Origin of the sequence: Pseudonocardia sp. CA-107938 (assembly GCF_050936315.1) — a bacterium.
GTDB lineage: Bacteria > Actinomycetota > Actinomycetes > Mycobacteriales > Pseudonocardiaceae > Pseudonocardia.
In genome coordinates, this window is the sequence record NZ_JBNJNA010000001.1 from 4,372,520 (window position 1) to 4,395,419 (window position 22,900).

General features: G+C 74.9%; 25 protein-coding genes. 15 read left to right on the plus strand and 10 right to left on the minus strand.

Annotated elements, in window-relative coordinates; genetic code table 11:
- Positions 1-7 precede the first annotated feature (7 nt).
- The 3 genes from ACQEVB_RS21795 (at position 8) to ACQEVB_RS21805 (ending at position 3,048) form a co-directional block, all read left to right on the plus strand.
- Positions 8-1,123 carry an ATP-binding protein gene (locus ACQEVB_RS21795; protein ID WP_432974259.1) on the plus strand — a complete coding sequence of 372 codons (1,116 nt, stop codon included), beginning with the start codon at positions 8-10 and terminating at the stop codon, positions 1,121-1,123.
- 170 nt (positions 1,124-1,293) lie between these two features.
- On the plus strand, positions 1,294-2,316 hold the full coding sequence (locus ACQEVB_RS21800; RefSeq protein ID WP_432974261.1) for an alpha/beta fold hydrolase: 1,023 nt from the start codon (positions 1,294-1,296) through the stop codon (positions 2,314-2,316).
- Positions 2,317-2,397: 81 nt separating this feature from the next.
- Positions 2,398-3,048 (plus strand): class I SAM-dependent methyltransferase, encoded by a 651-nt coding sequence (locus tag ACQEVB_RS21805; protein WP_432974263.1) that lies wholly within the window; start codon positions 2,398-2,400, stop codon positions 3,046-3,048.
- 12 nt (positions 3,049-3,060) lie between these two features.
- Here ACQEVB_RS21805 and ACQEVB_RS21810 read toward each other — a convergent pair whose 3' ends face one another.
- From ACQEVB_RS21810 to ACQEVB_RS21835, 6 genes are all read right to left on the minus strand, one after another.
- Positions 3,061-3,411, minus strand: a complete 351-nt coding sequence (locus tag ACQEVB_RS21810; RefSeq protein ID WP_432974265.1) for a hypothetical protein — start codon at positions 3,409-3,411, stop codon at positions 3,061-3,063.
- A gap of 49 nt (positions 3,412-3,460) precedes the next feature.
- Positions 3,461-4,090: a sugar transferase gene (locus ACQEVB_RS21815; RefSeq protein WP_432974267.1), complete on the minus strand. Its 630-nt coding sequence runs from the start codon at positions 4,088-4,090 to the stop codon at positions 3,461-3,463.
- A gap of 92 nt (positions 4,091-4,182) precedes the next feature.
- A complete protein-coding gene (locus tag ACQEVB_RS21820; protein WP_432974269.1) occupies positions 4,183-4,680 on the minus strand; it encodes a TspO/MBR family protein in 498 nt (165 codons plus the stop codon).
- Between the two features lie 60 nt (positions 4,681-4,740).
- Entirely contained in the window at positions 4,741-5,919 is a 1,179-nt protein-coding gene (locus tag ACQEVB_RS21825) for an HRDC domain-containing protein (RefSeq protein WP_432974271.1), read from the minus strand.
- A gap of 62 nt (positions 5,920-5,981) precedes the next feature.
- Entirely contained in the window at positions 5,982-6,635 is a 654-nt protein-coding gene (locus ACQEVB_RS21830) for a LuxR C-terminal-related transcriptional regulator (protein ID WP_432974273.1), read from the minus strand.
- Positions 6,636-6,971: 336 nt separating this feature from the next.
- The gene (locus ACQEVB_RS21835; protein WP_432974275.1) at positions 6,972-7,586 is read right to left on the minus strand and encodes a DUF3000 domain-containing protein; all 615 of its coding nucleotides are present in this window, start codon (positions 7,584-7,586) and stop codon (positions 6,972-6,974) included.
- Positions 7,587-7,759: 173 nt separating this feature from the next.
- Here ACQEVB_RS21835 and hemE point away from each other — a divergent pair, with 173 nt between their 5' ends.
- The 7 genes from hemE to uraH all read left to right on the plus strand — a co-directional run bounded on the left by hemE (position 7,760) and on the right by uraH (position 14,778).
- A complete protein-coding gene (gene hemE, locus ACQEVB_RS21840) occupies positions 7,760-8,848 on the plus strand; it encodes a uroporphyrinogen decarboxylase (protein ID WP_432974277.1) in 1,089 nt (362 codons plus the stop codon).
- Positions 8,845-10,230, plus strand: a complete 1,386-nt coding sequence (hemG, locus tag ACQEVB_RS21845; RefSeq protein WP_432974279.1) for a protoporphyrinogen oxidase — start codon at positions 8,845-8,847, stop codon at positions 10,228-10,230. The genes hemE and hemG overlap by 4 nt, the downstream gene beginning before the upstream one ends.
- Positions 10,231-10,369: 139 nt before the next feature.
- Entirely contained in the window at positions 10,370-11,605 is a 1,236-nt protein-coding gene (locus ACQEVB_RS21850) for an MFS transporter (RefSeq protein WP_432974281.1), read from the plus strand.
- On the plus strand, positions 11,512-13,110 hold the full coding sequence (locus tag ACQEVB_RS21855) for a peptide chain release factor 3 (RefSeq protein WP_432974283.1): 1,599 nt from the start codon (positions 11,512-11,514) through the stop codon (positions 13,108-13,110). Before ACQEVB_RS21850 ends, ACQEVB_RS21855 begins: the two co-directional genes overlap by 94 nt.
- A gap of 31 nt (positions 13,111-13,141) precedes the next feature.
- Positions 13,142-13,921 carry an alpha/beta fold hydrolase gene (locus tag ACQEVB_RS21860; protein ID WP_432974285.1) on the plus strand — a complete coding sequence of 260 codons (780 nt, stop codon included), beginning with the start codon at positions 13,142-13,144 and terminating at the stop codon, positions 13,919-13,921.
- A gap of 7 nt (positions 13,922-13,928) precedes the next feature.
- Complete coding sequence (uraD, locus tag ACQEVB_RS21865; RefSeq protein WP_432974287.1) at positions 13,929-14,387, plus strand: 2-oxo-4-hydroxy-4-carboxy-5-ureidoimidazoline decarboxylase; 459 nt, start codon at positions 13,929-13,931, stop codon at positions 14,385-14,387.
- Positions 14,388-14,463: 76 nt separating this feature from the next.
- Positions 14,464-14,778 (plus strand): hydroxyisourate hydrolase, encoded by a 315-nt coding sequence (gene uraH, locus ACQEVB_RS21870; protein WP_432974289.1) that lies wholly within the window; start codon positions 14,464-14,466, stop codon positions 14,776-14,778.
- Here uraH and ACQEVB_RS21875 read toward each other — a convergent pair.
- Together ACQEVB_RS21875 and ACQEVB_RS21880 are read right to left on the minus strand one after the other, a co-directional pair.
- A complete protein-coding gene (locus ACQEVB_RS21875; RefSeq protein WP_432974291.1) occupies positions 14,763-15,248 on the minus strand; it encodes an N-acetyltransferase family protein in 486 nt (161 codons plus the stop codon). The genes uraH and ACQEVB_RS21875 overlap by 16 nt on opposite strands.
- An 87-nt stretch (positions 15,249-15,335) precedes the next feature.
- Positions 15,336-15,914, minus strand: coding sequence for a TetR/AcrR family transcriptional regulator (locus tag ACQEVB_RS21880; protein ID WP_432974293.1), 579 nt, complete (start codon positions 15,912-15,914; stop codon positions 15,336-15,338).
- An 82-nt stretch (positions 15,915-15,996) separates the two neighbouring features.
- Here ACQEVB_RS21880 and ACQEVB_RS21885 point away from each other — a divergent pair, with 82 nt between their 5' ends.
- From ACQEVB_RS21885 to alc, 3 genes are read left to right on the plus strand one after another with little or no spacing between them, the layout of a single operon-like run.
- Complete coding sequence (locus ACQEVB_RS21885) at positions 15,997-16,374, plus strand: allophanate hydrolase-related protein (RefSeq protein WP_432974295.1); 378 nt, start codon at positions 15,997-15,999, stop codon at positions 16,372-16,374.
- Positions 16,375-16,396: 22 nt separating this feature from the next.
- Positions 16,397-17,713: an allantoinase AllB gene (gene allB, locus ACQEVB_RS21890; RefSeq protein WP_432974297.1), complete on the plus strand. Its 1,317-nt coding sequence runs from the start codon at positions 16,397-16,399 to the stop codon at positions 17,711-17,713.
- On the plus strand, positions 17,710-18,726 hold the full coding sequence (alc, locus tag ACQEVB_RS21895; RefSeq protein WP_432974299.1) for an allantoicase: 1,017 nt from the start codon (positions 17,710-17,712) through the stop codon (positions 18,724-18,726). Before allB ends, alc begins: the two co-directional genes overlap by 4 nt.
- 30 nt (positions 18,727-18,756) lie before the next feature.
- Here the strand turns inward: alc and ACQEVB_RS21900 are convergent, their stop codons facing one another.
- Complete coding sequence (locus ACQEVB_RS21900) at positions 18,757-19,056, minus strand: hypothetical protein (RefSeq protein WP_432974301.1); 300 nt, start codon at positions 19,054-19,056, stop codon at positions 18,757-18,759.
- A gap of 116 nt (positions 19,057-19,172) precedes the next feature.
- Between ACQEVB_RS21900 and ACQEVB_RS21905 the strand changes: the two genes are divergently transcribed.
- Together ACQEVB_RS21905 and ACQEVB_RS21910 are read left to right on the plus strand one after the other, a co-directional pair.
- Positions 19,173-20,123, plus strand: a complete 951-nt coding sequence (locus tag ACQEVB_RS21905; protein WP_432974303.1) for a hypothetical protein — start codon at positions 19,173-19,175, stop codon at positions 20,121-20,123.
- 86 nt (positions 20,124-20,209) lie between these two features.
- The gene (locus tag ACQEVB_RS21910) at positions 20,210-21,199 is read left to right on the plus strand and encodes a hypothetical protein (protein WP_432974305.1); all 990 of its coding nucleotides are present in this window, start codon (positions 20,210-20,212) and stop codon (positions 21,197-21,199) included.
- 48 nt (positions 21,200-21,247) lie between these two features.
- Here ACQEVB_RS21910 and ACQEVB_RS21915 read toward each other — a convergent pair whose 3' ends face one another.
- Positions 21,248-22,843, minus strand: a complete 1,596-nt coding sequence (locus tag ACQEVB_RS21915; RefSeq protein WP_432974307.1) for a hypothetical protein — start codon at positions 22,841-22,843, stop codon at positions 21,248-21,250.
- Positions 22,844-22,900 lie beyond the last annotated feature (57 nt).

Sequence of the window (22,900 nt, forward strand, 5' to 3'; positions counted from 1 at the left end):
GCACCGGGTGCCCAGCGGGCTGCGGCCGCGCCTCACGCTGCTCGCCACCGGGCTGGTGGCGCTGGTCAGCGTGGTGCTGCTGTGGCTGGGCTGGTTGCTCGTCGGCGGGGTGGCGCGGGCAGTCCCGGCGCTGCCGCCGGGCAGCACGGTGCGCGTCGGCGAGCGGATCGTGCCCGCCGAGCAGTTCGCCGAGGCCGTCGGCGACTCGGCGCGCCGGGACGTCCTCGAGGCCGGGCTCGTCGCGTTCCCGCTGGCCGTGCTCGCGGCGGCACTGGTGTCGTGGTGGCTGGTCGGGCGGGTGCTCGGGCCGCTGCACGAGGTGACGGCGACGGCCCGCCGCCTGGGCGTCGAGTCCCTCGACACCACCCGCACCGGCGTCGCCGACGCGCGCGGCGAGGTCGCCGAGCTCGCCGCAGGCTTCGACGCCATGCTCGACCGGTTGCAGGCCGCGTTCGACGCCCAACGACGGTTCGTCGCCAACGCCAGCCACGAGCTGCGCACGCCGCTGGCCGTGCTGCGCACCGAGGTCGACGTCACCCTCGCCGATCCCGACGCCGACGTCGCGGAACTGCGCCGCATGGGCGCCGTCGTGCGCGACGCCACCCGCCGCGCCGACGACCTCATCGAGGGCCTCCTGCTCATCGCCCGCACCGACGACGCCCAGCTGGGCACCGTCGTCCCCGTCGACCTCGCGGTCTTCGTGGGGCCGGCGCTGGCCGCCGTCGATGCGCAGGTGGGGGAGCGCGGGCTGCGGATCTCCGTGCACACCGCGCCGGCACCCACCCGCGGCGACGTCGCGCTGCTGGAACGGGTCGTCGGCAACCTCGTGGAGAACGCGGTGCGGCACAACGTCCCGGGCGGCTGGATCGAGCTGGTCACCGGCCCGACCGGCCCCGGCTCGACCCTCCTGCGCGTCGCCTCCAGCGGCCCCGTCGTGCCGCCGGAGCAGGTGGCCGAGCTCTTCGAGCCGTTCCGGCGCGGGCAGGTGCAGCGCACCGCGGCCCCCGGTGCCGGGCTGGGCCTCTCGATCGTCCGGTCCGTCGTGACCGCGCACGGCGGCTCGGTAGCGGCCGAACCGGTCCCGGGCGGCGGCCTGGCGGTGACGGTGCACCTCCCCGCCTGACTCCGCGAGTCGCGGTTTTCGGCACGGCGAGTCGTGGAGATCGTGCCGGCGAGTTGCGGGTTCCAGGCCCGCGAGTCGTGGTTCTCGGGCGGGCGAGTCGCGGGTTCGGTGCCACAGGAACTCCGCGCACGCGTCGCCGCGGAGCACGGCGCGTGGGCGACAATCGCCCGGTGCAGCAGCGGCTCGACCAGGTGGTGCTGGCCGACGGCACGGTCGTGGCCTACGCCGTGGTCGGTGCGGGCCGGCCGCTGGTCTACGTGATGGGCTGGCTCACGCACCTCCGGCTGGGCTGGGACCTGCCGGCCGAGCGGGCGCTGTACGAGGCGTTGGCGAAGGGATGCCGGCTCGTGCGCTACGACCGCGCGGGGTGCGGGGTGTCGGCGCCGACCGATCGGCCGGCATCGCTGGAGTTCGAGCTCGAGCAGCTGGGGGCGGTCGCCGGGGCGCTGGGTGAGCCGTTCGACCTGATGGGCACGTCGATGGGGGCCGCGGTGGCCGTGGCGTGGGCGGCCGCCCACCCCGACACGGTGCGCCGACTGGTGCTCTACGGCGGGTGGGTGCGCGGCGGTGAGCTGTCGCCGCCGGACGTGCGGGACCACGTGCTGGGGCTCGTCGAGGCCCACTGGGGGCTCGGCTCCGACGTGCTGACCGACATCTTCGCGCCCGACGCCGATCGTTCGACGCGCGCGGAGCTCGCCCGGTACCAGCGCGCGTGCTCGAGCGCCGCGACCGCCAGGGCGTTGCTGGCCCTGAGCTACGAGCTCGACGTCGGCGACCGCCTCGCCCAGGTGCGGGCCCCGACGTTGGTGGTGCACCGCACCGGCGATCGTGCTGCGCCCGTCGCGCAGGCCGAAGCACTCGCCGCTGGCATCGACGGCGCCCGCCTGGTGCTGCTGGGCGGCCGGTCGCACATGCCGTACGCGGGTGATCGGGACGAGCTCGTGCGCGCGGTCCGCACGTTCCTCGGCCTGCCCGTCCCGCGCCGCCGCACCGCGGGACTGACGCCCCGCCAGCGCGAGGTGGCGGAGCTGGTGAGCCACGGGTGCACGAACCGGGAGATCGCCGCGCGCCTGGGGATCGACGAGCGTTCCGCCGAAGGGCACGTGGAACGGATCCGCCTCCGCCTCGGGTTCCGGTCCCGCGCCCAGATCGCCGCGTGGTGGAGCGGGGGCGGTTCGTCGACGTTGGGGTAGTTCCCCGCCTGACACGGCCGGTGCCGGCGGCGCAGAGTGCCCTCACCGACGAACGAGACGAGGACTCCTGTGATCGACGACGTGACCGTTCCCCCGGCGACCGGCTTCGAGGTGCACGGGGCGCGGGGGCCCTTCAACGCCGCGTTCTTCGGCCTGATGGGCCCGTACATCGAATGGAACGTGCGCGGGCAGAAGCGGCGCGTGTTCGCCGGTCTGCCGCGGACGGTGGTCGAGCTCGGCCCCGGGGTGGGGGCCAACCTCCGTCATCTGGCTCCGGGGTCGACGCTCGTCGCCGTCGAGCCCAACCCGCACATGCACCGCAGGTTGCGGGCCGCCGCCGAGCGCCGCGGCGTCCACCTCGACCTGCGCGAGCGGGTGGCCGAGCACACCGAACTCCCTGACGGGAGCGTCGACTGCGTGATCTCCTCGCTCGTGCTGTGCACGGTGACCGATCCCGCCGCCGTGCTGGCCGAGGTCCGGCGCATCCTGCGGCCCGGAGGCACGTTCCGGTTCGTCGAGCACGTGGCCGCCCGAGCCGGGACGCCCACGCGCCTCCTCCAACGGGTGCTGCGCAGGCCGTGGGCCTGGACGTTCGAGGGCTGCTCGTGCGAACGCGACCTGGCCGCCTCGGTGTGCGCCGCGGGATTCGCCCGGGTCGACATCCAGGAGTACCGGCTGCACTCCCCGTTCATCACCTTCAACACCCAGATCGCCGGCGTCGCCCACGCCTGAGCGCCCGGGAGGTCAGGCCCCGCCCGCGGTGCTTCCGTCGGTCGCGCCCCGAGCGCGCAGCGCGATCGGGACCCCGGCGAGGTCCTCGTCGTTGCACAGCAGCTTGACCTCGTAGTAGATGGCGCCCGGGGTGTCGTCGTAGTCGAGGTGGATCCCGATCACGTCGACCGGCTCGCCGAGCCACTCCTGCACCTCGCGCAGCCATCGCGCCGAGCGCTCCAGTGCGGTGGGCAGGTCGTCGTCCCGGAAACCGACCGGGCGGAACGGCACTTCCTGGATCTCGTCCTGACCGTGCGAGGGGCGCGGCAGTGCTCGTGCCAGCCCGGAGTCGTCGGTGTCCAGTGCGGCCGGATTCTCGCTCACCCCCTCAGCATGGCGCCGGGGCGAAGCCGTGGGCAAGTCGGGTCGGTGATCAGTGCTTGATCAGGTAGAGCGCGGTGCGGACGATGATCAGCAGGTCGAGTCCGATCGTCCAGGTGTCGGCGTAGTCGTTGTCGACGGCGGCGCGGTCGGCGATGGAGGTGTCGCCGCGCAGGCCCTTGACGACGGCGAGGCCGGTGAGGCCGACGGGGACGCGGTGGCGGGCGGCGTAGCCGGGGATGGTGGCGGAGAACTGGTCGACGAAGTGCGGGCGCTCGGGGCGGGGGCCGACGAGGCTCATGTCGCCGAGCAGGACGTTGACCAGCTGGGGGAGCTCGTCGATGGCGGTGGCGCGGATGAAGCGGCCGACGCGGCCGAGGCGGGCGTCGTTGTCGATGTTCCACTTGACGTCGCCCTCGCCGGTCTCGGGCTTGAGCGAGCGCAGCTTGTAGAGGGTGAAGTGGCGGCCGTGCTGGCCGACGCGGGTCTGGCGGAAGATGACGCCGGGGCCGCCCTCGATGCGGACGGCGATGGCGGCGATCAGCAGGATCGGCAGCACCAGCAGCAGTCCGATCAGGGCACCGGCCACGTCCATGGCCCGCTTGACGAGCCGCGCGCCCGACTGCTGGGGCAGTGCCAGCGCGGGGAGGGCCGGGAGCTGGAGGGTGGCGGTGTCGTTCATGCAGAAAGGATCGCGCCGAGCACCCCGTCCGCACTCTCCCCGCGGCAGGCACACTCCGCGCACGCAGGGGTAATGCCCTTCTCACCCTTCGGCTACCCCGGTCGGTTGAGCACCCAGATCGCGAGGTTCAGTGCGCCGGCGAAGGTCACCCAGGCCGCGTACGGGACGAGCAGCCAGGCCGCCTGCCGGTCGATGCGCGCGAACAGCGCGATCGTCGTGCCGACCGTGATCCACAGCAGGACGATCTCGACGAACGCGAGCCCTCTGAGGCCGGCACCGAAGAAGAGCGGCGTCCACGCCATGTTCAGCAGCAACTGGATCCCGTAGACCACGTGCGCGGGACTGGCCAGGCCCGCGCGTCGCCACACCAGCCACCCGGACACGGCGATCAGGACGTACAGCACCGTCCAGACGGGCCCGAACAGCCATGGCGGCGGTGCCCATGCCGGCTGCACCAGCCCGGCGTACTGCTGGGCGGACGTCGCGGCCGCCAGCCCGCCCACGACGGCGACCACGGCCACCGCAAGCCCGAAGCCGAGGAGGGCGAGAACTGCGGTCGGGGCTGCCGGGTGCCGCGCTGAGTTCGTCATGACCGGATCGTCCGGCAGTACGGGGCGTCGCGCGCGTCGATCACCGGCGCAGCGGCCCGATCAGGGGCGCGCGGACAGGGCTTCGCCGAGCACCCCGGCGAGCAGCTCGACCTGCCACTCGCGGGCGCCGCCGCGGCGGAGCGCGGCGGGGACGTCGCCGTCCTCCGGCGGAGCCCAGCACAGCCGGCGGAGCAGGTCGGGCAGCAGGAGGTTCTCGACGGGGACGGTGCGTTCGGCGCCGATCGCGGCGACGGCGGCACGGGCGGCGGCGAGGCGGGCCGCGGCGGCGGGGTCGCGGTCGGCCCACCGGGAGACGGGCGGGGGCCCGTCGCTGGGCGGCGACCCGACGGGCAGCTCGCCCGGGCCGAGCCGCACGGCGCTCTCGACGGCCGACCACCAGTACGAGGTGAGCCGCCGCTGCGCCCGCCCGCGGAAGACGGGCATCGCCGCGAGCGCCTGGGCCGAGGCGGGCACGTGGGCGGCGGCGTCGACGATGGCGGCGTCGGGCAGCACCCGGCCGGGGGCGATGTCGCGTTCGGCGGCGAGCTTGTCGCGCGCCTCCCACAGTGCCCGCACGATCGCGAGGGCGGCCGGTTTGCGGATCTTGTGGATGCCGGAGGTGCGCCGCCACGGCTCCGCGCGCGGCGCGGGCGGGCCGGCGGTGCGGACGGCCTCGAACTCCTCCAGCGCCCACTCCAGCTTGCCCTGCTCGGCCAGCATGCCGGCGAGCACGTCGCGCAGCTCGACGAGGACCTCGACGTCGAGGGCGGCGTAGACGAGCCAGTCCTCGGGCAGCGGCCGCCGGGACCAGTCGGCGGCGCCGTGGCCTTTCTCCAGCGACAGCCCGAGCAGCTGCTCCACCATCGGGCCGAGGCCCACCCGGGGAAGCCCGGCGAGGCGGCCGGCGAGCTCGGTGTCGAACAGCCGCGTCGGGGCGAGCCCGGCCTCGGTGAGGCAGGGCAGGTCCTGGCTGGCGGCGTGCAGCACCCACTCGGGTCCGGTCAGCGCCGGCGCGAGCGGGGAGAGGTCGCCACCGAACGGCACCGGGTCGACGAGTGCCGTACCAGCCCCGGCCCGCCGGAGCTGGACGAGGTAGGCGCGCTGCGAGTACCGGAACCCCGATGCCCGCTCCGCGTCGACGGCGACCGGCCCGGAGCCGGAGGCGATGGCCTGCGCGGTGTCGGCCAACGCCTCCGGTGTGCCGACGACGGGTGGCAGCCCGTCGGCCGGCCGCAGCAACGGGGTCGGTTCGTGCTCGTCACCGGCCTCCGCTGCGGCCGTCGTCGGGTCGTGCTGGTGGATCAGCGGATGACCCCGGCACGCATCGCGAGAGCGACCATCTGCGCCCGGTCACCGGTGCCGAGCTTGCGCCCGATGCGCGACAGGTGGCTCTTGACGGTGAGCGCCGAGAGCGACAACGCCTCGCCGATCTCCTTGTTGGACTGGCCGTCGGCGACGAGCTGCAGCACCTCGACCTCGCGGGCGGACAGCTCCCGCGGGGTGTTGTCGGTGCCCGGGACCCGGGTGCCGGTGGCGAGCAGCGGAGCGACCGTCGGGTCGGCGTACACGCCGCCGTCGAGCACCCGCTTGACGCCGTCGGTGACGATCGCCGCGGACGCCGACTTCAGCAGGTACGCCTGCGCGCCGGCCTGGAACGCCGACCGCACCGCGTACGGGTCGTCGGACGAGGCGAGCACGACCAGGCGGTTCCAGCCGAGGGTGCGCAGTTCGGTGACGAGGTCGAGCCCGCTGCCGTCGGGCAGTCCGAGATCGAGGATCGCGAGGTCACACGGCCCGTTGGCGTGAGCTCGAGCGCGTGCCTCGGCGATCGAGGCTGCCTCGTACACCGTTCCCGCGCCCATCGAGCGCAGACGCGCGGCGATCGCCTCGCGCAGGAGCGGGTGGTCATCGACCACCAGCACCGAGAACAGCTCTTCCCGCGGGTGCGGGACCATCGCGGGCGACAGCACTGCACCGGGTGTTCCACCGCGCACTGGTGTGCCCTGGCCCACAACGGCCACGTCACTACCTCCCTGGAGTCGGTCGTTGCCCCCCGACCGCAACCGGATCCCCGGCTGCGGCCAAGAAGTGTCGCCCGACCGCCCGAGGAGGTGTCGTGGAGGAAGCGTAACCCCCCAAGCGGTCTAACGTCGTGTGTCGATTCGGAGTTTGCCCGAGGAAAGTTACAGCCTTGTCCGGGGGTGTCCACACGATCGTGTGCTGGACATGATCACCATCGGGGTAGAACCCCCTGGTGACACCCCGGTCGAGTGATCGTGACGGCATCCCGCTCAGACCGTCCTGCGGCCGAGCGGAACCGTCCCGACGGGTGGGAGTCCCGCCGCTGCGGCGACGAGCTGGCAGAACGCCTCCGCGTGCCGGGACAGGTCCGGCCCGCTCGTGCCGTCCGGCCCGCCGCCGACGGGCGTCCAGGACGCCCGGATCTCGACGTCGTCGTCCCGGGCGGGTCCGGCGATGTCACCGAACCGCACCGACGACGTCTGGGTGACCGTTCCGCCGAGCGCGACGTACTCCGCCCCGCAGCCCTCCAGTGCCTCGGTCAGCCACGACCACGACACCTCGGGGAACATCTCGTCACCCAGCTGCTCCGGCTCCAGCCTCGCCTGGACGAAGCAGACCAGCCGGAACGTGCCCTCCCACGCGTCCTGACCCGCCGGGTCGTGCAGCAGGATCAGCCGCCCCGACGTGTCCGGCTCGTCGAGGTCCTCGCCCGGGTTGGCGGCGTCGGCCTCGACCTGCAGTGCCCACGTGTAGGGGGCCAGCCGCGGCGGCGCGTCGAGCGCCGTCACGTACAGCTCCGGACGCAGACGCCCCGCACCCATGCTGGCGCTGAGCGTGGCCACGGCGCGCCGGAACTCCGGCGGAGGGGCGGTGGCTGCGGACACGAGCGGAACCATATGTCGCCCACACGGGCGGTGGCGCGAGGCGCGCCGCACGCGTGATCACTCCGAGTGGTCGTGGCCGGTCGTCGGCGTGGCGCGGTTGCGTCGGGGCCCGTTTCCTGGCAGACGCGGGTCACACGACCCGTCAGTTCGCAGCGTGGAATGATGAGGTCCTGATGACCACCACGCCCGCGCTCACCACCGCTCCCGCCACCCCGCGCCGCGACCTGCAGGACGCGCCGTTCCTGGTGGCTGCGCGCGGCGGCCGACCGGCGCACCTGCCGGTGTGGTTCATGCGCCAGGCGGGGCGTTCGCTGCCGGAGTACCGCGAGCTGCGCGTCGACACCGGCATGCTCCAGGCCTGCGACACGCCCGAGCTGATCAGCGAGATCACGATGCAGCCGGTGCGCCGGCACGGGGTGGACGCGGCGATCCTGTTCTCCGACATCGTGGTCCCGCTGCACGCGGCCGGAGTGGGTGTCGACATCGTCCGCGGCACGGGGCCGGTGGTCGCGAAGCCGATCCGCACCCTCGACGACGTCGAGAAGATGCCGCGGCTGCTGCCGACCGCGCTGCGGCCCGTCACCGACGCGATCGCGCTGCTGCTGGCCCAGCTCGGGCAGACCCCGCTCATCGGGTTCGCCGGCGCGCCGTTCACGCTCGCCTCGTACCTGGTGGAGGGCGGCCCCAGCAAGAACCACGAGCGCACCAAGGCGCTGATGCGGGCCGAGCCCGCCGTGTGGCACGGCCTGATGAGCGCGCTCACCGAGATCACGGTCACGTTCCTGCAGGCACAGGTCGACGCCGGGGTCGATGCGATCCAGCTGTTCGACTCGTGGGCCGGCGCGCTGTCCGAGGCCGACTACCGCCGCTACGCGCTGCCGTACTCGGCCCGGGTGCTCGGTTCCTTCGAGGACAGCGGGGTGCCGCGCATCCACTTCGGGGTGGGCACCGGTGAGTTGCTCGGCGCCATGGCCGAGGCCGGTGCCGACGTCGTGGGCGTCGACTGGCGGGTGCCGCTGGACGAGGCCGCCCGGCGCGTCGAGCGGGCCGTGGGCGGGCCGCGCGCGGTGCAGGGCAACCTCGATCCCGCGGTGCTGTTCGCGGACCGCGCCTCGATCGAGGCCGAGGTCCGCCGGATCGCCGCCGAGGGCCGCGCCGCCGGTGGCGGGCACGTGTTCAACCTGGGCCACGGCGTGCTGCCGGAGACCGACCCCGACGTGCTGACCTGGCTCGTCGAGCTGGTGCACGAGCTGCCGGGGTGAGTCCTCGGCACGTCGCCGTCGTCGGTGGCGGGATCTCCGGGCTCGCCGCCGCGCACCGGCTGCGCGCCCTGCTCGGCCCGGACGCGCTCGTCACGGTGCTGGAGCAGCGGGATCGCGTCGGCGGCGTGCTGCACACCGTGGACCTGGCCGGGGTGCCGTTCGACGTCGGCGCCGAGTCGTTCCTGGCCCGCCGTCCCGAGGTGCCGGCGCTGCTCGCCGAGCTCGGGCTGGCCGGACGGGTGGTGCACCCGACCGCCGCTCGCGCGAGCGTGCGGGCCGCCGGCCGGACGGGGCCGCTGCCCGGCGGCACCCTGATGGGAGTGCCCACGAGCGCGGCCAAACTGAACGGCCTGCTGTCCACGGCCGGGCTCGCCGCGGTCGCTGCGGAGCCGTCCGCACCGCTGGCCTGGAGCCGGGACGCCGATCCCGCGCTCGGCCCGTTGCTGCGGCAGCGGTTCGGCGCCGAGGTGGCCGACCGGCTGGCCGACCCGCTGCTCGGCGGGGTGTACGCCGGCCGCGTCGACGCGCTCGGCGTCCGCGCGACCCTGCCGGCGCTGGCCGCGGAGCTCGACGCCGGCGCCCCCAGCCTCACCGCTGCCGCCGACCGGGCCACCGGCCCGACCCCGGCCGGCGGGCCCGTCTTCGGAGCCGTCGACGGCGGCTACGGGGTGCTGCTGGACGCGCTGGCCGCCGCGTCGGGTGCGCAGGTGCGGCTGCGCACCACCGTGCGCGAACTGGAGCGCACGGCGGCCGGGTGGCGGCTGACCCTGGGTCCGGTCCCCGCTCCCGAGCACCTCGACGTCGACGCGGTGGTGCTGGCGGTGCCGGCGCCCGCCGCGGCCCGGCTGCTGGCGACGGCCGCCCCGGGCGCCGCGCGGGCGGCGGGCGGGATCGAGCTGGCGTCGTCGGTCGTGGTGGCGTTGGTCTACCGGCCGGCTGACGTGACCCTGCCGGGCACGTCCGGGGTGCTGGTCGCCACCGACGAGCCGCTCGCGATCAAGGCCGCCACCCACTCCAGCACCAAGTGGGCGCACCTGTCCCCGGACGGGCTGGTGCGGCTGCGCGCCTCGCTGGGCCGCTTCGGCGAGGCGGCCACGCTGCAGGTCGACGACGCCGAGCTGGTCGCGCGGGTGCGCGCCGACCTGGCCACGCTGACCGGCACCACGGCCGCCCCGGTGGCCGTGCACGTCCAGCGGTGGGGTGGCGGGCTGCCGCAGTACGCGCCGGGGCACCTGGACCGGGTCGCGGCGATCGAGGGCGGCCTGCCGGCCGGGCTGGCCGTGGCCGGTGCCGCCCTGCACGGCGTCGGGGTCCCGGCGTGCATCGCGACGGCCCGTGCGGCCGCCGAGCGGGTGGCCGCGGCACTGGTCCCCGCCGCCTGACGACCTCACACACCGCCGGGCCCGTTCACACACGTCCGAACGTGTGTGAACGGGCCCGCAGGTGTGTGAGGTCGCGCTGAGCGGCGGTGAGGGCCGGAACCCGCCGGACGCCACCGCTGCGCGCCGGTCGACTGGGGGCATGACCGGAACCTCCACGCGCGGCCGCGTCGGCGTCCTCGCGATCACGCTCGGCATCTTCACCGTGGTGACCACCGAGATCCTCCCGATCGGCCTGCTGGTGCCGATCGGGAGGACGTTCGACGTCACCGACGGCACCGCCGGGCTCACGATGTTCCTGCCCGGCCTGCTCGCCGCGGGGGCTGCCCCGCTGGTCACGGTGGCGGCGGGGCGCGCGGACCGGCGACGCGTGCTGCTCGCGCTGGCGGCGTTGCTCGCCGGCGCGAACGTGCTGGCCGCGCTCGCCGCCGGCTACGGGGCCGTGCTGGTCTCGCGGGTGCTGCTCGGCGTGGTCATCGGCGGGTTCTGGGCGGTGGGGGTGGGGCTCGCGCCCCGGCTCGTGCCGCCGCGCGCCGTCCCTGCTGCCACTGCGCTGATCTTCTCCGCGGTGCCGCTCGGGTCGGTGCTCGGGGTCCCGGCCGGCACGCTCCTCGCGACGGCGTGGGGCTGGCGGGCGGCGTTCGCCGTGCTCGCCGTCCTCTCGGGCGTGGTGCTGCTGCTCCTGTGCGCGCTGCCCGCGTTGCCGCCGGGCCGGCCGACCCGTCCGGCCACGCTGCGCGCCGTCATCAGCAGGCGGCCGTCCCGGGCAGCGCTCGCCGTGACGGTGCTGGTCGTGGCCGCGCACTTCGGCGCCTACACGTACGTGACGCCGTTCCTGGAGCAGGTCACCCAGGCCGGGCCGGCTCTCGTGACGGCGTTCCTGCTGGTCTACGGCGCGGCCGGGGTCGTGGGGAGCTGGCTGGCCGCCCGCCGACCGGGTCCGGCGGCGTTCGGCTGGGCTGCCGCTCTGCTGGCCGCAGTGACGGTACTGCTGCCGCCGGCGGGCGGCACGGCGGTGGGCGCGCTGGTCCTGCTCGCGGTCTGGGGTATCGCGTACGGCGCGGTGCCCGTCTGCTCCCAGGCGTGGTTCGCCGCCGCCGCACCCGACGCGTCGGAGGCGGCGTCGGTGCTGTTCACGGCGTCGTTCCAGGCGACGATCGCGCTGGGCGCGCTGGCTGGGGGAGCCGTGCTCGACGCGACGTCCCTGGCCGTGCTGATGCCCGCCGGGGGCGCGGTCGCGGCGGTCGCCGTGCTGGTCGTGGCGCTCGCACAGCGGTCCGTAGCATGGACACGGTGTCAGCAAGCATCACCGCGGAGGCCGCGCGCAGGCGCACCTTCGCCGTCATCTCCCACCCCGACGCCGGCAAGTCGACGCTGACCGAGGCGTTGGCCCTGCACGCCGAGGTGATCGATTCGGCGGGCGCGGTGCACGGCAAGTCCGGGCGCAAGGGCGTGACGTCGGACTGGATGGAGATGGAGCGCAAGCGCGGCATCTCGATCACGTCGGCGGTGCTGCAGTTCGCCTACCGCGACTGCGTGATCAACCTGCTGGACACCCCCGGCCACGGCGACTTCTCCGAGGACACCTACCGCGTGCTCGCCGCCGTCGACGCCGCGGTGATGCTGCTCGACGCCGCGAAGGGCCTGGAGCCGCAGACGCTCAAGCTGTTCGACGTGTGCCGGTCGCGCGGCGTCCCCGTCATCACGTTCGTGAACAAGTGGGACCGGCCCGGCCGCGAGGCGCTCGAACTGCTCGACGAGGTGGAGCAGACGATCGGGCTGCGCCCCATGCCGGTGACGTGGCCGCTGGGCGTCGCGGGGGACCTGCGCGGTGTCGTCGAGATCGGCACCGGCGAGCTGCACCGCTACACGCGCACTGCGGGCGGGGCGACGAAGGCCGAGGTCGAGACGGTGCCCGCCGAGGTGGCCGCGGCGCAGGAGCCGCAGCACTGGCCGGCGGCGCAGGAGGAGATCGCGCTGCTGGAGGAGATCGGCGCGGAGTTCGACGAGAAGGACTTCCTGGCCGGCAAGGCCACCCCGGTGCTGTTCGGGGCGGCCCTGATCGGGGTCGGCGTGGGCCGGCTGCTCGACGCGCTGGTGGACCTGGCACCTGCCCCGTCCGCCCGCGACGACGAGGACGGCAACCCGCGCCCGATCGACCGCCCGCTCGCCGGGCTGGTGTTCAAGGTTCAGGCCGGGATGGACAAGAGCCACCGCGACCGCATGGCGTTCCTGCGGATCTGCTCGGGCCGGTTCGAGCGCGGCATGGTGCTCACGCACGCGCCGACGGGTCGCCCGTTCGCCACGAAGTACGCGCAGTCGGTGTTCGGGCAGGAGCGCACGACCGTCGAGGAGGCGTTCCCCGGCGACATCGTGGGCCTGGTCAACGCGGGTGCGCTGCGGCCAGGCGACTCGCTCTACGCCGAGGACAAGGTCGTCTTCCCGTCGATCCCGAGCTTCGCACCCGAGCACTTCGCCGTCGTCCGCGGCAAGGACGCCGGCCGGTTCAAGCAGTTCCGCCGCGGCATCGAGCAGCTCGACAGCGAGGGCGTCATCCAGGTGCTGACGTCCGACCTGCGCGGCGACCAGGCGCCGGTGCTGGCCGCGGTCGGCCCGCTGCAGTTCGAGGTCGTCACCGAGCGGCTGGAGAACGAGTTCCGGGCGCCGGTGTCGCTGGAGACCCTCGCGTACTCCGTTGCGCGGGTGACCGATGCGGAGAGCGCGGAGGTGTTGAACGGGCAGTCCGAGGTCGAGGTGCTCACCCGGCGCTCCGACGGGGTGCTGCTCGCGGTGTTCGTCAACAGGTGGCGGCTGGAGACCGTGCGGCGCAAGTTCCCCGACGCGAAACTCGAACCTCTGCTCGCGGGAACTGTCGAGCGATGAGGATCCCGTTCGTCGGGGGGTCATGACGGACATGACCCTTCTCGACGTTCCCGGCGCCCGCCTCTCCTACGACGTGGCCGGCGCCGGACCGCTGCTCCTGCTGATCCCCGGCGGCGCGATGCCCGGGGCGGCGTTCACCGGCCTGCAGGCCGCGCTCGCCGACCGGTTCACGGTGGTCCGCTACGACTCCCGCGGTCTCGGCGGCAGCTCCTTCGCCGGTGAGCCGCACCCGATCACCGTGCCCGGGCAGGCGGACGACGCGCTCGCGCTGCTCGACGCGCTCTCCCCGGACGCGCCGGCGTTCGTGCTCGGCAGCAGCGGCGGCGCGCTCACCGGGCTCGACCTGGTCACCCGCCACCCCGACCGGGTGCGGCTGCTGGTGGCGCACGAGCCCCCGCTCACGTACTTGCTGGACGAGCCGGACGACGCCGAGGCGGTCATGCGCGTCTACCGCGAGCAGGGTCCGGCGGCGGCGATGGCGGCGTTCCTGGGCGCTACGGGGCTCGACCGCGAGGCGCAGGACGGTCCGCCGCCGGACCCGGCGTTCATGGCCTCGCTCGTCGGCAACTTCGACGTGTTCTTCGGGCAGATGTGGGCGGGCATCGGCGCCTACCGGGCCGACGTCGAGGCCCTGCGGTCGCGACCGGTTCTGCTGGGTGTGGGGGAGACGTCCGACCAGGCCGCCGAGCGGGCGACCCGCGAGCTGGCGCGACTGCTCGACCGCGACCCGGTGACGTTCGTCGGCGGGCACACCGGCTTCACGGAGGACCCGGAGCGGTTCGCGAAGGAGCTGGCCCCGCTGCTGGTGTAATGCCGGGGTGGATCTCCCCACCTTCAACGCGCTGTCCGACGGCGAGGCCCGCGCGGCACTGGAGGCCGTCTGCTCCGCACCGCGCTGGGCCGCCGCCGTCGCGGCGCAACGACCGTTCCCCGATGTCGGAGCCCTGCAGGCCTGCGCGGATGCCGAGCTGTCCGCCACCGATCTCGACGACGGCCTCGCCGGCCACCCGCGCATCGGGGAGCGCGTCTCCGGCCGTTCGGCGCGCGAGCAGAGCGGCGTCGGCGACGACGTGCGGGCCGCGCTGGTCGAGGGCAACCGCGTCTACGAGGAGCGGTTCGGGCACGTCTACCTGGTGTGCGCGAGCGGGCGCAGCGGCGCCGAGCTGCTGGCCACCCTGCAGGAGCGGCTGGGCAACGACCCGGAGACCGAACGGGAAGTCGCCCTGTCGGAGCTGCGGAAGATCAACGCGCTGCGTCTGGAAGGGTTGGTCACATGAGCTCACGCACAGGTTCACGTGCCGACGCACACGGTCGGACGTGTGCGCGGCCGCACGAGGGTGTGCGGGAACGGGGATGAGCCTCTCCACGCACGTCCTGGACGCCGCCTCGGGCCTGCCTGCGCCGTCCGTGCCCGTCCGCCTCGAGCGGGACGGCGCCGTCGTCGCCGAGGCCGTGACCGACGCCGACGGGCGGGTGCGCGAGCTCGGCGACCTCGACGCCGGCACCTGGCGGCTCGTGTTCGACACGGGCGCGTACTTCGCGGCGACCGGGCAGGAGGGGTTCTACCCCGAGGTGGTCGTCGCCTTCACCGTGACCGATCCGCAGCGCCACCACCACGTGCCGCTGCTGCTCTCGCCGTTCGCGTACTCGACCTACCGCGGGAGCTGATACGGCGTCAGCAGGCTCGCGTACACGTCCTCGTCGGTGATCGTCCAAGCGGCCGAACCGATCGGGATCCGCAACTGGACGGCGTCGCCGTCGAAGTGGCGCAGCGCGAGCGGGTACTCGCGGCGCACCAGGCCGAGCATCGCCACGTTGTCGGGCAGCACCGCGCCCTGCAGCTCGGTGACGCCGGCACGCTCGGCGAGCCGGGCGACCGCGGCGAGCAACCGCCGGCCCAGCCCGCGGCGCTGCCACGCGTCGACGACGGCGACGGCGATGTCGGCCGTCCCCGGGGCGGTGACGGTCACGCGCGCGATGCCCAGCGGGACGCGGCCGCACCAGGCGGCGACGGCGAGGCGCCGGTGCCCGTCGATCGGCAGGAGGACGCGGCGCAGGTCCGGGGTGAGCACCGGGATCGGCGAGTGGAAGCGCAGGTAGCGGCTGCGGACGGAGAGCCCGGCGAACACCGTGTCCACCACGTGGTCCCCGTCCTCCGGCGTTACGGTACGAACGATCGTGCTTTTTTCGGCACAGACGGTCACCGGGTCCTCCTCGGGACGGGTTCAGCGTGCGGCGGCGATCAGGGCGTCGATGCTGTGGAGCGCGCGGTCGCGCGCGGCCGGGTCGGCGAGCAGCCGGTGCATGACGTGGTAGGCGAGCAGGACGCCCTCGATGTCGACGGCGAGCTGGCGCGGATCGAGGTCGGGCCGGAAGTGGCCCTCGGCGATGCCGGTGGTGCAGACGGTGGTGAGGGTGTCGATCCAGTCGTTCTGGGCGGCGGCCACCCGGTCGCGCAGCGGGCCCGGCTGGTCGTCGAACTCGAAGGTGGCGGCCAGGAGCGGGCAGCCGCCGTTGGCCGACGCCCAGTCCAGCCAGCGGTCGACGAGCGTGCGCAGGCGGGGCTCGCCGCGCGGTGCGCGCAGGGCGGGGCGGATCACCACGTCGGTGATCCGGGTGACCGTGCGCTCGAACACCTGCAGCTGCAGCGACTCCTTGGACCCGAAGTGCGCGAACAGCCCGCTCTTCGACAGCTCGGTGCGAGCGGCCAGCTCGCCGATGGTGAGCCCGCCCAGCCCGACGCGGGCGGCCAGCCCGCCGGCCTCGTCGAGGATGACCTCGCGGGTGTGCTCTCCCTTGCCCATGCGTCAGTTATAGCACGATCGTTCGTTTCTTGCGACGAGCGGGACGCTAGGATGGCGAGATGATCATGGCGAGGCGGACCTGATGCCCCGGATGTTCCTCAACGGCACCGCGATGCGCGGCGGGGCCCTGCACCACCTCGTCGGCGACGCGGAGCTGGTCGCGGAGACCACCACGGCCCCGCGCTACCGCTTCCACGCCGTCGAGGGCGCCTACCCCGGCCTGGAGGACGTGGGGCCCGGCAACGGGGGCGCGGTCGCCGGCGAGGTGTACGAGATGTCGTGGGAGCAGCTGCGCGAGGTGCTGCTGCCCGGGGAGCCGGCAGGCCTGGAGCTCGGCGTGATCGAGCTGGCCGACGGTTCCGGCTCCCTGGCGATGATCCTGCGCCGCCCGCACACGGAGTTGCCGACGGTGGACATCACAGAGCGGGGCAGCTGGCGGGCGTACCGGGAGCAGCCGTGAGCACGAGCCGGCGGGGGCGATCGTGAGGACCGTGCTCCGCGGCCGCCGCGTCGTCGTCGACGGGCGCGAGCAGCCGGCGGCCGTCGTCGTCGACGGGCCGTGGATCGAGGCCGTGCTGCCGGTGGACACCCCCGTCGCCGGGCAGCCCGCCCAGGAGGTGGTGCTCGCCGACGACGAGGTGCTGCTGCCGGGGCTCGTCGACTCGCACGTGCACGTCAACGAGCCGGGGCGCACCGAGTGGGAAGGCTTCGCGACGGCGACCCGGGCGGCCGCGGCCGGAGGCGTCACCACGATCGTCGACATGCCGCTGAACTCCCTGCCGCCGACGCTGGACCCGGCCGCCCTGGACGTGAAGCGGAAGGCGGCCGACGGGCAGTGCTCCGTCGACGTCGCGTTCTGGGGCGGTGCGGTGCCGGGCAACCTGGGCGGGCTGCGCGCGCTGCACGACGCCGGCGTCGTCGGGTTCAAGTGCTTCATGGTCGACAGCGGGGTGCCGGAGTTCCCGCCGCTGCTCGATCCCGAGCCGGCGCTGCGCGAGATCGCCGAGTTCGACGGGCTCCTCATCGCCCACGCCGAGGACGGGGCGCTGCTCACCGACGCGCACGGCCGCCGCTACGCCGACTTCGTCGCGTCCCGCCCGGCGGCGTCGGAGGAGTCCGCGATCGCGCGGCTGCTCGACGCCGCCCGCACGACCGGCGCGCGGGTGCACGTGGTGCACCTGTCGTCGGCGGCCGCGTTGCCGCTGCTCGCCGCCGCGCGCGCCGACGGCGTCGCCGTCACCGTGGAGACGTGCCCGCACTACCTGGCGCTGACGGCCGAGGAGGTGCCGGACGGCGACACCCGCTTCAAGTGCTGCCCGCCGGTGCGGGAGGCGGCCAACCGGGACGCGCTGTGGCAGGGCCTCGCCGACGGCGTCATCGACATGGTGGTGAGCGACCACTCGCCGTGCACCCCCGACCTGAAGCGCCTCGACTCCGGCGACTTCGGGCAGGCATGGGGCGGTATCGCGTCGCTGCAGATCGGGCTGCCGGTCGTGTGGTCGCAGGCCCGGGCGCGCGGCCACGGGCTGGCCGACGTGGTGCGCTGGATGGCCACCGCACCCGCGCGGCTGACCGGGCTCTCCGGGTCCGCCGGCAAGGGGCGCATCGCGGCCGGTGCGGCCGCCGACCTCGTCGTGTTCGCCCCCGACGCGACGTTCGAGGTGGGCACCCTGCACCACCGCAGCCCGCTGACCCCGTACACGGGCCGCACCCTGACCGGGGTGGTGCGCTCGACGTGGCTCGCCGGCCGCCCGCTGACCGGCGACGCCCCCCGCGGCCGACTCCTGGAGCGCGCATGACGGACGTGACCGAGCTTGCGAGGGCACCATTCAGCGCAGCCGACCTGCCCGACCTCGCCCGCCGCGACCTCGGCGGTGCCGTCGTCTGGGCCAACGACGAGGCGTTCGCCGCCCGGCAGAACCTGATCACGCCGGGCCCGTCGGTGTTCGACCCGGCCGTGTTCGGCCCCAACGGCAAGGTGTACGACGGGTGGGAGACCCGCCGGCGCCGCGACGGCGATCCCGACGCCTGCGACGTCGCGATCGTCCGGCTGGCGACGCCGGCGATCGTCCGCGGCGTCGTGATCGACACCGCCTGGTTCCGCGGCAACTACCCGCCCACCGCGGCCGTCGACGGGCTGTTCCTGCCCGACGGCGACCCGGTCGCGGCGCAGGACTGGTTCCCGCTGGTGGAGCGCTCGCCGCTGGCCGGCGACACGGCCAACTCGTTCGCCGCGGCGGAGGCCGGACCGGCCACCCACGTGCGCCTGCGGATCTTCCCGGACGGCGGTGTGGCTCGCCTCCGCGTGCACGGGGAGGCCGCCCCCGACCCGGCGGTGCTCACGGCGTTGGGCACGGTCGACCTGGCCGCGATGGAGCTCGGTGGGCGCGTCACCGACTGCTCGAACCGCTTCTACGGCTCGGCGGCGAACCTGCTGCTGCCCGGACCCGCCCGGTCGATGGGGGAGGGCTGGGAGACCGCCCGCCGTCGCGGCGAGGGCAACGACTGGGTCGAGATCGCCCTCGCCACCGAAGGCATGATCCACGTGGCCGAGCTCGACACCAGCTGGTTCCTGCACAACGCGCCGGGCGCAGCCCAGCTGTCCGGGCACTCCGGCGACGGGGCGTGGCGGCCGCTGCTGCCGCGCACACCCCTCACACCGGACACGCGGCACCGGTTCGTGCTGGGGGACCCGAAGCCCGTCACGCACGTGCGGCTGGACGCCTACCCGGACGGCGGGATGGCCCGCCTGCGACTGCACGGTCGACCCACACCCGACGGCCTGGCCGCGCTGGCGAGCCGCCGGCGCTGACCGACCTCTGCGAGGTGGTCCGTCGGCCGCTCAGCAGGGGCCGCCGCCGGGCCCGTTGAGGTTCTGGGCCTGCATCCAGATCTTCCGCCCGTCGCCGCCCCAGAAGCGGCCGCCGCGCCAGATGCCGCTGCTGCTCTCCAGGTCCATGCCCTGCCCGGCCCCGATCCAGGCGATGATCGTGCCGCCCGCGCTGTCGTAGTAGGGGGCGGTCTTGTTGACGAAGCACGTCAGCGGGTGCGCCGACGCCGTGGACGCGGTCGCGACGGTCGCGGTCGCGGCGAGGGCGAGAGCGGTGGCCGCGCGGGCCACGCGCCGGCGATCGAAGATCATGCGGTTCACCCTGCCCCCACTCCCGGCCCGCAGCCGCCACACTTCGACGAACGTGGACGGGATCCGTGGCGGTCGCGGGTGCAGGATCACGTTGATCTTCTGGGAGGCTTCCCGCCGTGCGCCTCCTCGTCCGCCTCCTCGTCGCGCTGGTCGCCGTCGCGGTCGTGGCGGCGCTCGCCGTCGTCGCCGTCGACGCGTGGCGGTCCTGGAACGTCCGGCCGGACGACTGCGGCACGCGCCTGCTCGATCCCGCCCGTGGGGACCAGCGCGCCGACGCCGGGCTCGTCGCCGGCGCGTGGTCGGCGCTGGTCGAGAACGACGGCGCGGCGGGTGGCCTCGACGGCTCCCGCCCCGTGCTGGACCGCTCCTGCCTGGCCTACGCCGGGCACGTCGGTCCGGACGGCGCGTCGACGGTCGTGTTCCTCGAGACCACCCGCACCGGTGCCACCGAGCTGCTGCGGATCGCGGAGGTCCGCCTCGGCGGCGCCGGGCCGCGGCGCGCCGCCGTCGGCTACCCGGTGGTGGTCGGCAACGAGGTCGCCGCCGGGGTGGTGCTGCCGCTGTCCGGCCACTACCTCGCCCCGGTCGACGTCACGGCCGTGCAGGTGATCGGGGCGGGCGCGCCGGCCGGACGAGTGGCCGACGGCGTGTTCGACCTCGGGGTCGTGCCCGACCGCACCCTCGGCCCCGCCGAGCAGGTGCCGGACACCGCGGCCACGCTGCTGCTCGACCGCTCGGTCCCGAGCGCGCCCGACCTCGTCGCGCTGCCGGTGGTGAGCCAGCAGGACGCGCCGCCGATCCGCGTCCCGTTCGCCGTGACCGTCGACGGCGCGCCCCGCGCCGACCCGGCCGTCCGGCCGGCGGTGCTGGCCGTCCTGCCGCCGCTGTACGCCGACCCGCGGCTGCCCTCGCTGCTCGGGTCACCGGCACTCGACGTGCGCACGGCCGTCCTGCCCGGCGGGCACGGCGTGACCGTGGCCGGCGCGCGGCCCACGCCCGGGCTGCCGGTGTTCCGGTACTTCGTGCCGGCGGTGGGCCCGGTCGTCGCGGCCGTCCCAGCGGGGTGACCTGAGACCCGGGCGGGGGACAGCCCCACCCCGGACCGGGCACGCGCTCCAGTGTTCCGCGGCGGCCGCGCGCCGAGCATCGGAGCATGCAGATCACAGGGCTGGAGAGCGGCCGGGCGTGGCACCGACCGTTGCTGGTGACGGTGGCCGTGATGGCCGGTCTGGTGGTCGCCGCGGCGATCGGGCTCGTCGTCGACGGGCGGACACTGGGGCACGAGGCGATCTGGGCGAAGCCGCTGAAGTTCGGCATGTCGTTCGTGATCTACGGGCTCACGCTCGCCTGGCTGCTTCCGCAGCTGCAGCGCGCCCGCCGCACCATGTGGGCGCTGGGCACGCTGTTCGCGGTCACCGGCATCGTCGACGTCGGGTTCATCGCGCTGCAGGCGGCGCGCGGCACCTACAGCCACTTCAACGTCGACGAGACGGACCTGGTGAACGTGGTCGGCCAGCAGGTCTTCTCGTCCGGCGTGATCGGGTTGTTCGGCGTCAGCCTCGCCATCGCCGTGGCGATGCTGTGGCAGCGCATCGGCGACAAGGGGCTCACCCGCGCGCTGCGCGCCGGCATCGGGCTCGCCGTGCTCGGGATGGTGGTCGCGTTCTCGCTCGTGCCGGCGGCGGGGGAGTGGACGGCGGTGGACGCGTCCGGTCGGCCGGTGCCGATGTCGGGCGGGCACGGCCTCGCGGTGCCCGACGGGGGCGGCATGCCGGTCACCAACTGGAGCACGGTGGGCGGCGACCTGCGGGTGCCGCACTTCATCGGGCTGCACGCGGTGCAGGTGTTCGTGCTGGCCGTGGTGGTGCTCGCGGTGCTGGCGCGGCGGGTGCCGTGGCTGCAGTCGGAGCGGACCCGGGCAGCCCTGGTCGGGGCGGTCGTGATCGGGTACGGGGGCCAGTTCGCGGTCACGGCGTGGCAGGCCGCGCGCGGGCAGTCGCTGATCCACCCGGACGCCGCGACGCTCCTGGCCGCCGCCGCGGTGCTGGCGCTGGCCGCCGCCGCAGCGACGGTGACGATCGTGCGGGCCCGGCGTCGGATGCCCGAGGCGGACGCGCGGGTCGAGGCGCTCGCCGGCCGCTGATCCCGGGAGGTGCCCGGCGGGTTCCCGCCGGGCATCGCTGCGTGTCGGTCAGCCGATCAGCGAGCTGAGGCTGGTGGTCACCGCCCGCGTGACCTTGCCGATCAGACCCGGCGGCCGCTCGGCGGGCGCCACCTCGTCCTCGTGTCGCTTGTCGTCATCGGAGCTGCCGTCGCCGCGGGAACGGCCGTCGTTCCCGTCGGCGTCGTCGCTCTCGTCGCCGCGGTCGGTGCTGCTCCGGTCGTCGGTGCTCCGCTCGCGGGGGCCGACGGCCCGGGTGGTGCTCTCGTCCGTGTCGGCGACCTCGCGGTTCGACGTGGTGCTGGGCGTGCTCCGCTCGGGGGCGCTGCGACCCTTCTCAGTGCTCGACGTGCCACCCTCGGGGGCGGTGCTCTCCGGCAGGATGACGTCCAGGAGACCCTTGGGCTGCGTGTTCTCGGGCTCGTTCTGTGGAGCGACGTTCTCGGGCTGCCGGTTCTCCGACGGGGCGCTGTCGCTGCCGCCGGCGGACGAGCTGTCGGCGGACGAGTCCTCTGCCGGACCGGTCCCGCCGCCGGCGCTGCTCTCGGCGGGGGCGGCGTCGGACCCGGAGCCGCTCGACTCGGCGGGTGCCGGACCGGCGCTCGGCTCCGAAGTCGGCTCCGAGTTCGTCTCAGAGTTCGGCTCGGAGGTCGGCGCGGAGTTCGGCTGCGACGTCGGCTCGCTCGGGCCCGACTCGACCGAGGGCCGCGTGGTGGGCTCGGGCTGGGTGGTCGGCTCCGCGGAGGGTGCCGAGGTGGGCTCCGCGCTCGGGCCGGAGTTGGGCTGGGACGTCGGGCCGGCGGAGGGACCCGCGGACGGTCCGCTCGACGGCGCGGGCCCGGCGGCGCCGGAGGGCTGCGCGGTGCCGGGCGGCGCGGCGGCCTGCGGCGCGGCGCTCGGTCCGGTGGTGGGTCCGGCGGCGACCGCGCCCGGGCCGGTGCCGGTCTGCCCGGCGGCCTGACCGCTGACCTCGCCGGCGAGGTCGGCCTGCGCGCGGGACAGGCCCTCGCGGTTCTCGTCGGGGCGGACGGCGGCGAGCTCCTGCTCGGCGTCGGCGAGCGCGGTGGCGGCGGCGACGCGGTCGCCGCGGGCGAGTGCGGCGCGGGCGGCCTCGTGCAGCTTGGTGACGTCGGCGGCGGCCTCGACGGAGCGGGCCCGCTCGGCGTAGAACACCTTCGCGATCGGCCACAGCGCCTCGCCCGGCTCGGACTCCCACGCACCGAGCGCCAGGCCGGAGCCCGCGATCGCGACGATGGTGGCGGCGACCGCGAGACGGCGCAGGTAGGGCGGCGACGCGGCGACCGCGTGCTTGGGGCTGCTGCGCTGTTCGGTGATGGGGGTGACGCTGCCGGCGGTCGCGGCGGTCGCGGCGACCGGTGGCTGCTCGACGGCGTCGGCCGACTCCGGGCGCACCTCCTGCACCCAGGCGGCGAACATCGCGGCCAGCTCGTCCTCGACGGGGTCGCCGGTGGCGTCGCGGGGGGTTCCGGCGCCGGCGAAGTGCTCGACGAACTCGTCGTCGGCTCGCAATGCGGCGAGGTCGAGCGGATCGCCCGACTCGGGACCGCGATGCGGGTCGTCGTCGCGCAAGCCGAGCCCCTCCCATCGGGCGCTGTCGTCGATCATCCGTACCGGTCGACGCGGACGCACTGTACCTGTCGTCGACCCGGGGGACACGGCCGC

Coding starts and splice junctions, on each gene's coding strand:
- ACQEVB_RS21915 (WP_432974307.1), bottom strand. CDS start 22,843: ATGATCGACGACAGCGCCCGATGGGAGGGGCTCGGCTTGCGCGACGAC.
- ACQEVB_RS21820 (WP_432974269.1), bottom strand. CDS start 4,680: ATGACGAACTCAGCGCGGCACCCGGCAGCCCCGACCGCAGTTCTCGCC.
- ACQEVB_RS21885 (WP_432974295.1), top strand. CDS start 15,997: ATGCCCCGGATGTTCCTCAACGGCACCGCGATGCGCGGCGGGGCCCTG.
- ACQEVB_RS21910 (WP_432974305.1), top strand. CDS start 20,210: ATGCAGATCACAGGGCTGGAGAGCGGCCGGGCGTGGCACCGACCGTTG.
- ACQEVB_RS21815 (WP_432974267.1), bottom strand. CDS start 4,090: ATGAACGACACCGCCACCCTCCAGCTCCCGGCCCTCCCCGCGCTGGCA.
- ACQEVB_RS21900 (WP_432974301.1), bottom strand. CDS start 19,056: ATGATCTTCGATCGCCGGCGCGTGGCCCGCGCGGCCACCGCTCTCGCC.
- hemE (WP_432974277.1), top strand. CDS start 7,760: ATGACCACCACGCCCGCGCTCACCACCGCTCCCGCCACCCCGCGCCGC.
- alc (WP_432974299.1), top strand. CDS start 17,710: ATGACGGACGTGACCGAGCTTGCGAGGGCACCATTCAGCGCAGCCGAC.
- ACQEVB_RS21830 (WP_432974273.1), bottom strand. CDS start 6,635: ATGGTCCCGCACCCGCGGGAAGAGCTGTTCTCGGTGCTGGTGGTCGAT.
- ACQEVB_RS21880 (WP_432974293.1), bottom strand. CDS start 15,914: ATGGGCAAGGGAGAGCACACCCGCGAGGTCATCCTCGACGAGGCCGGC.
- uraH (WP_432974289.1), top strand. CDS start 14,464: ATGAGCCTCTCCACGCACGTCCTGGACGCCGCCTCGGGCCTGCCTGCG.
- ACQEVB_RS21855 (WP_432974283.1), top strand. CDS start 11,512: ATGGACACGGTGTCAGCAAGCATCACCGCGGAGGCCGCGCGCAGGCGC.
- ACQEVB_RS21860 (WP_432974285.1), top strand. CDS start 13,142: ATGACCCTTCTCGACGTTCCCGGCGCCCGCCTCTCCTACGACGTGGCC.
- ACQEVB_RS21850 (WP_432974281.1), top strand. CDS start 10,370: ATGACCGGAACCTCCACGCGCGGCCGCGTCGGCGTCCTCGCGATCACG.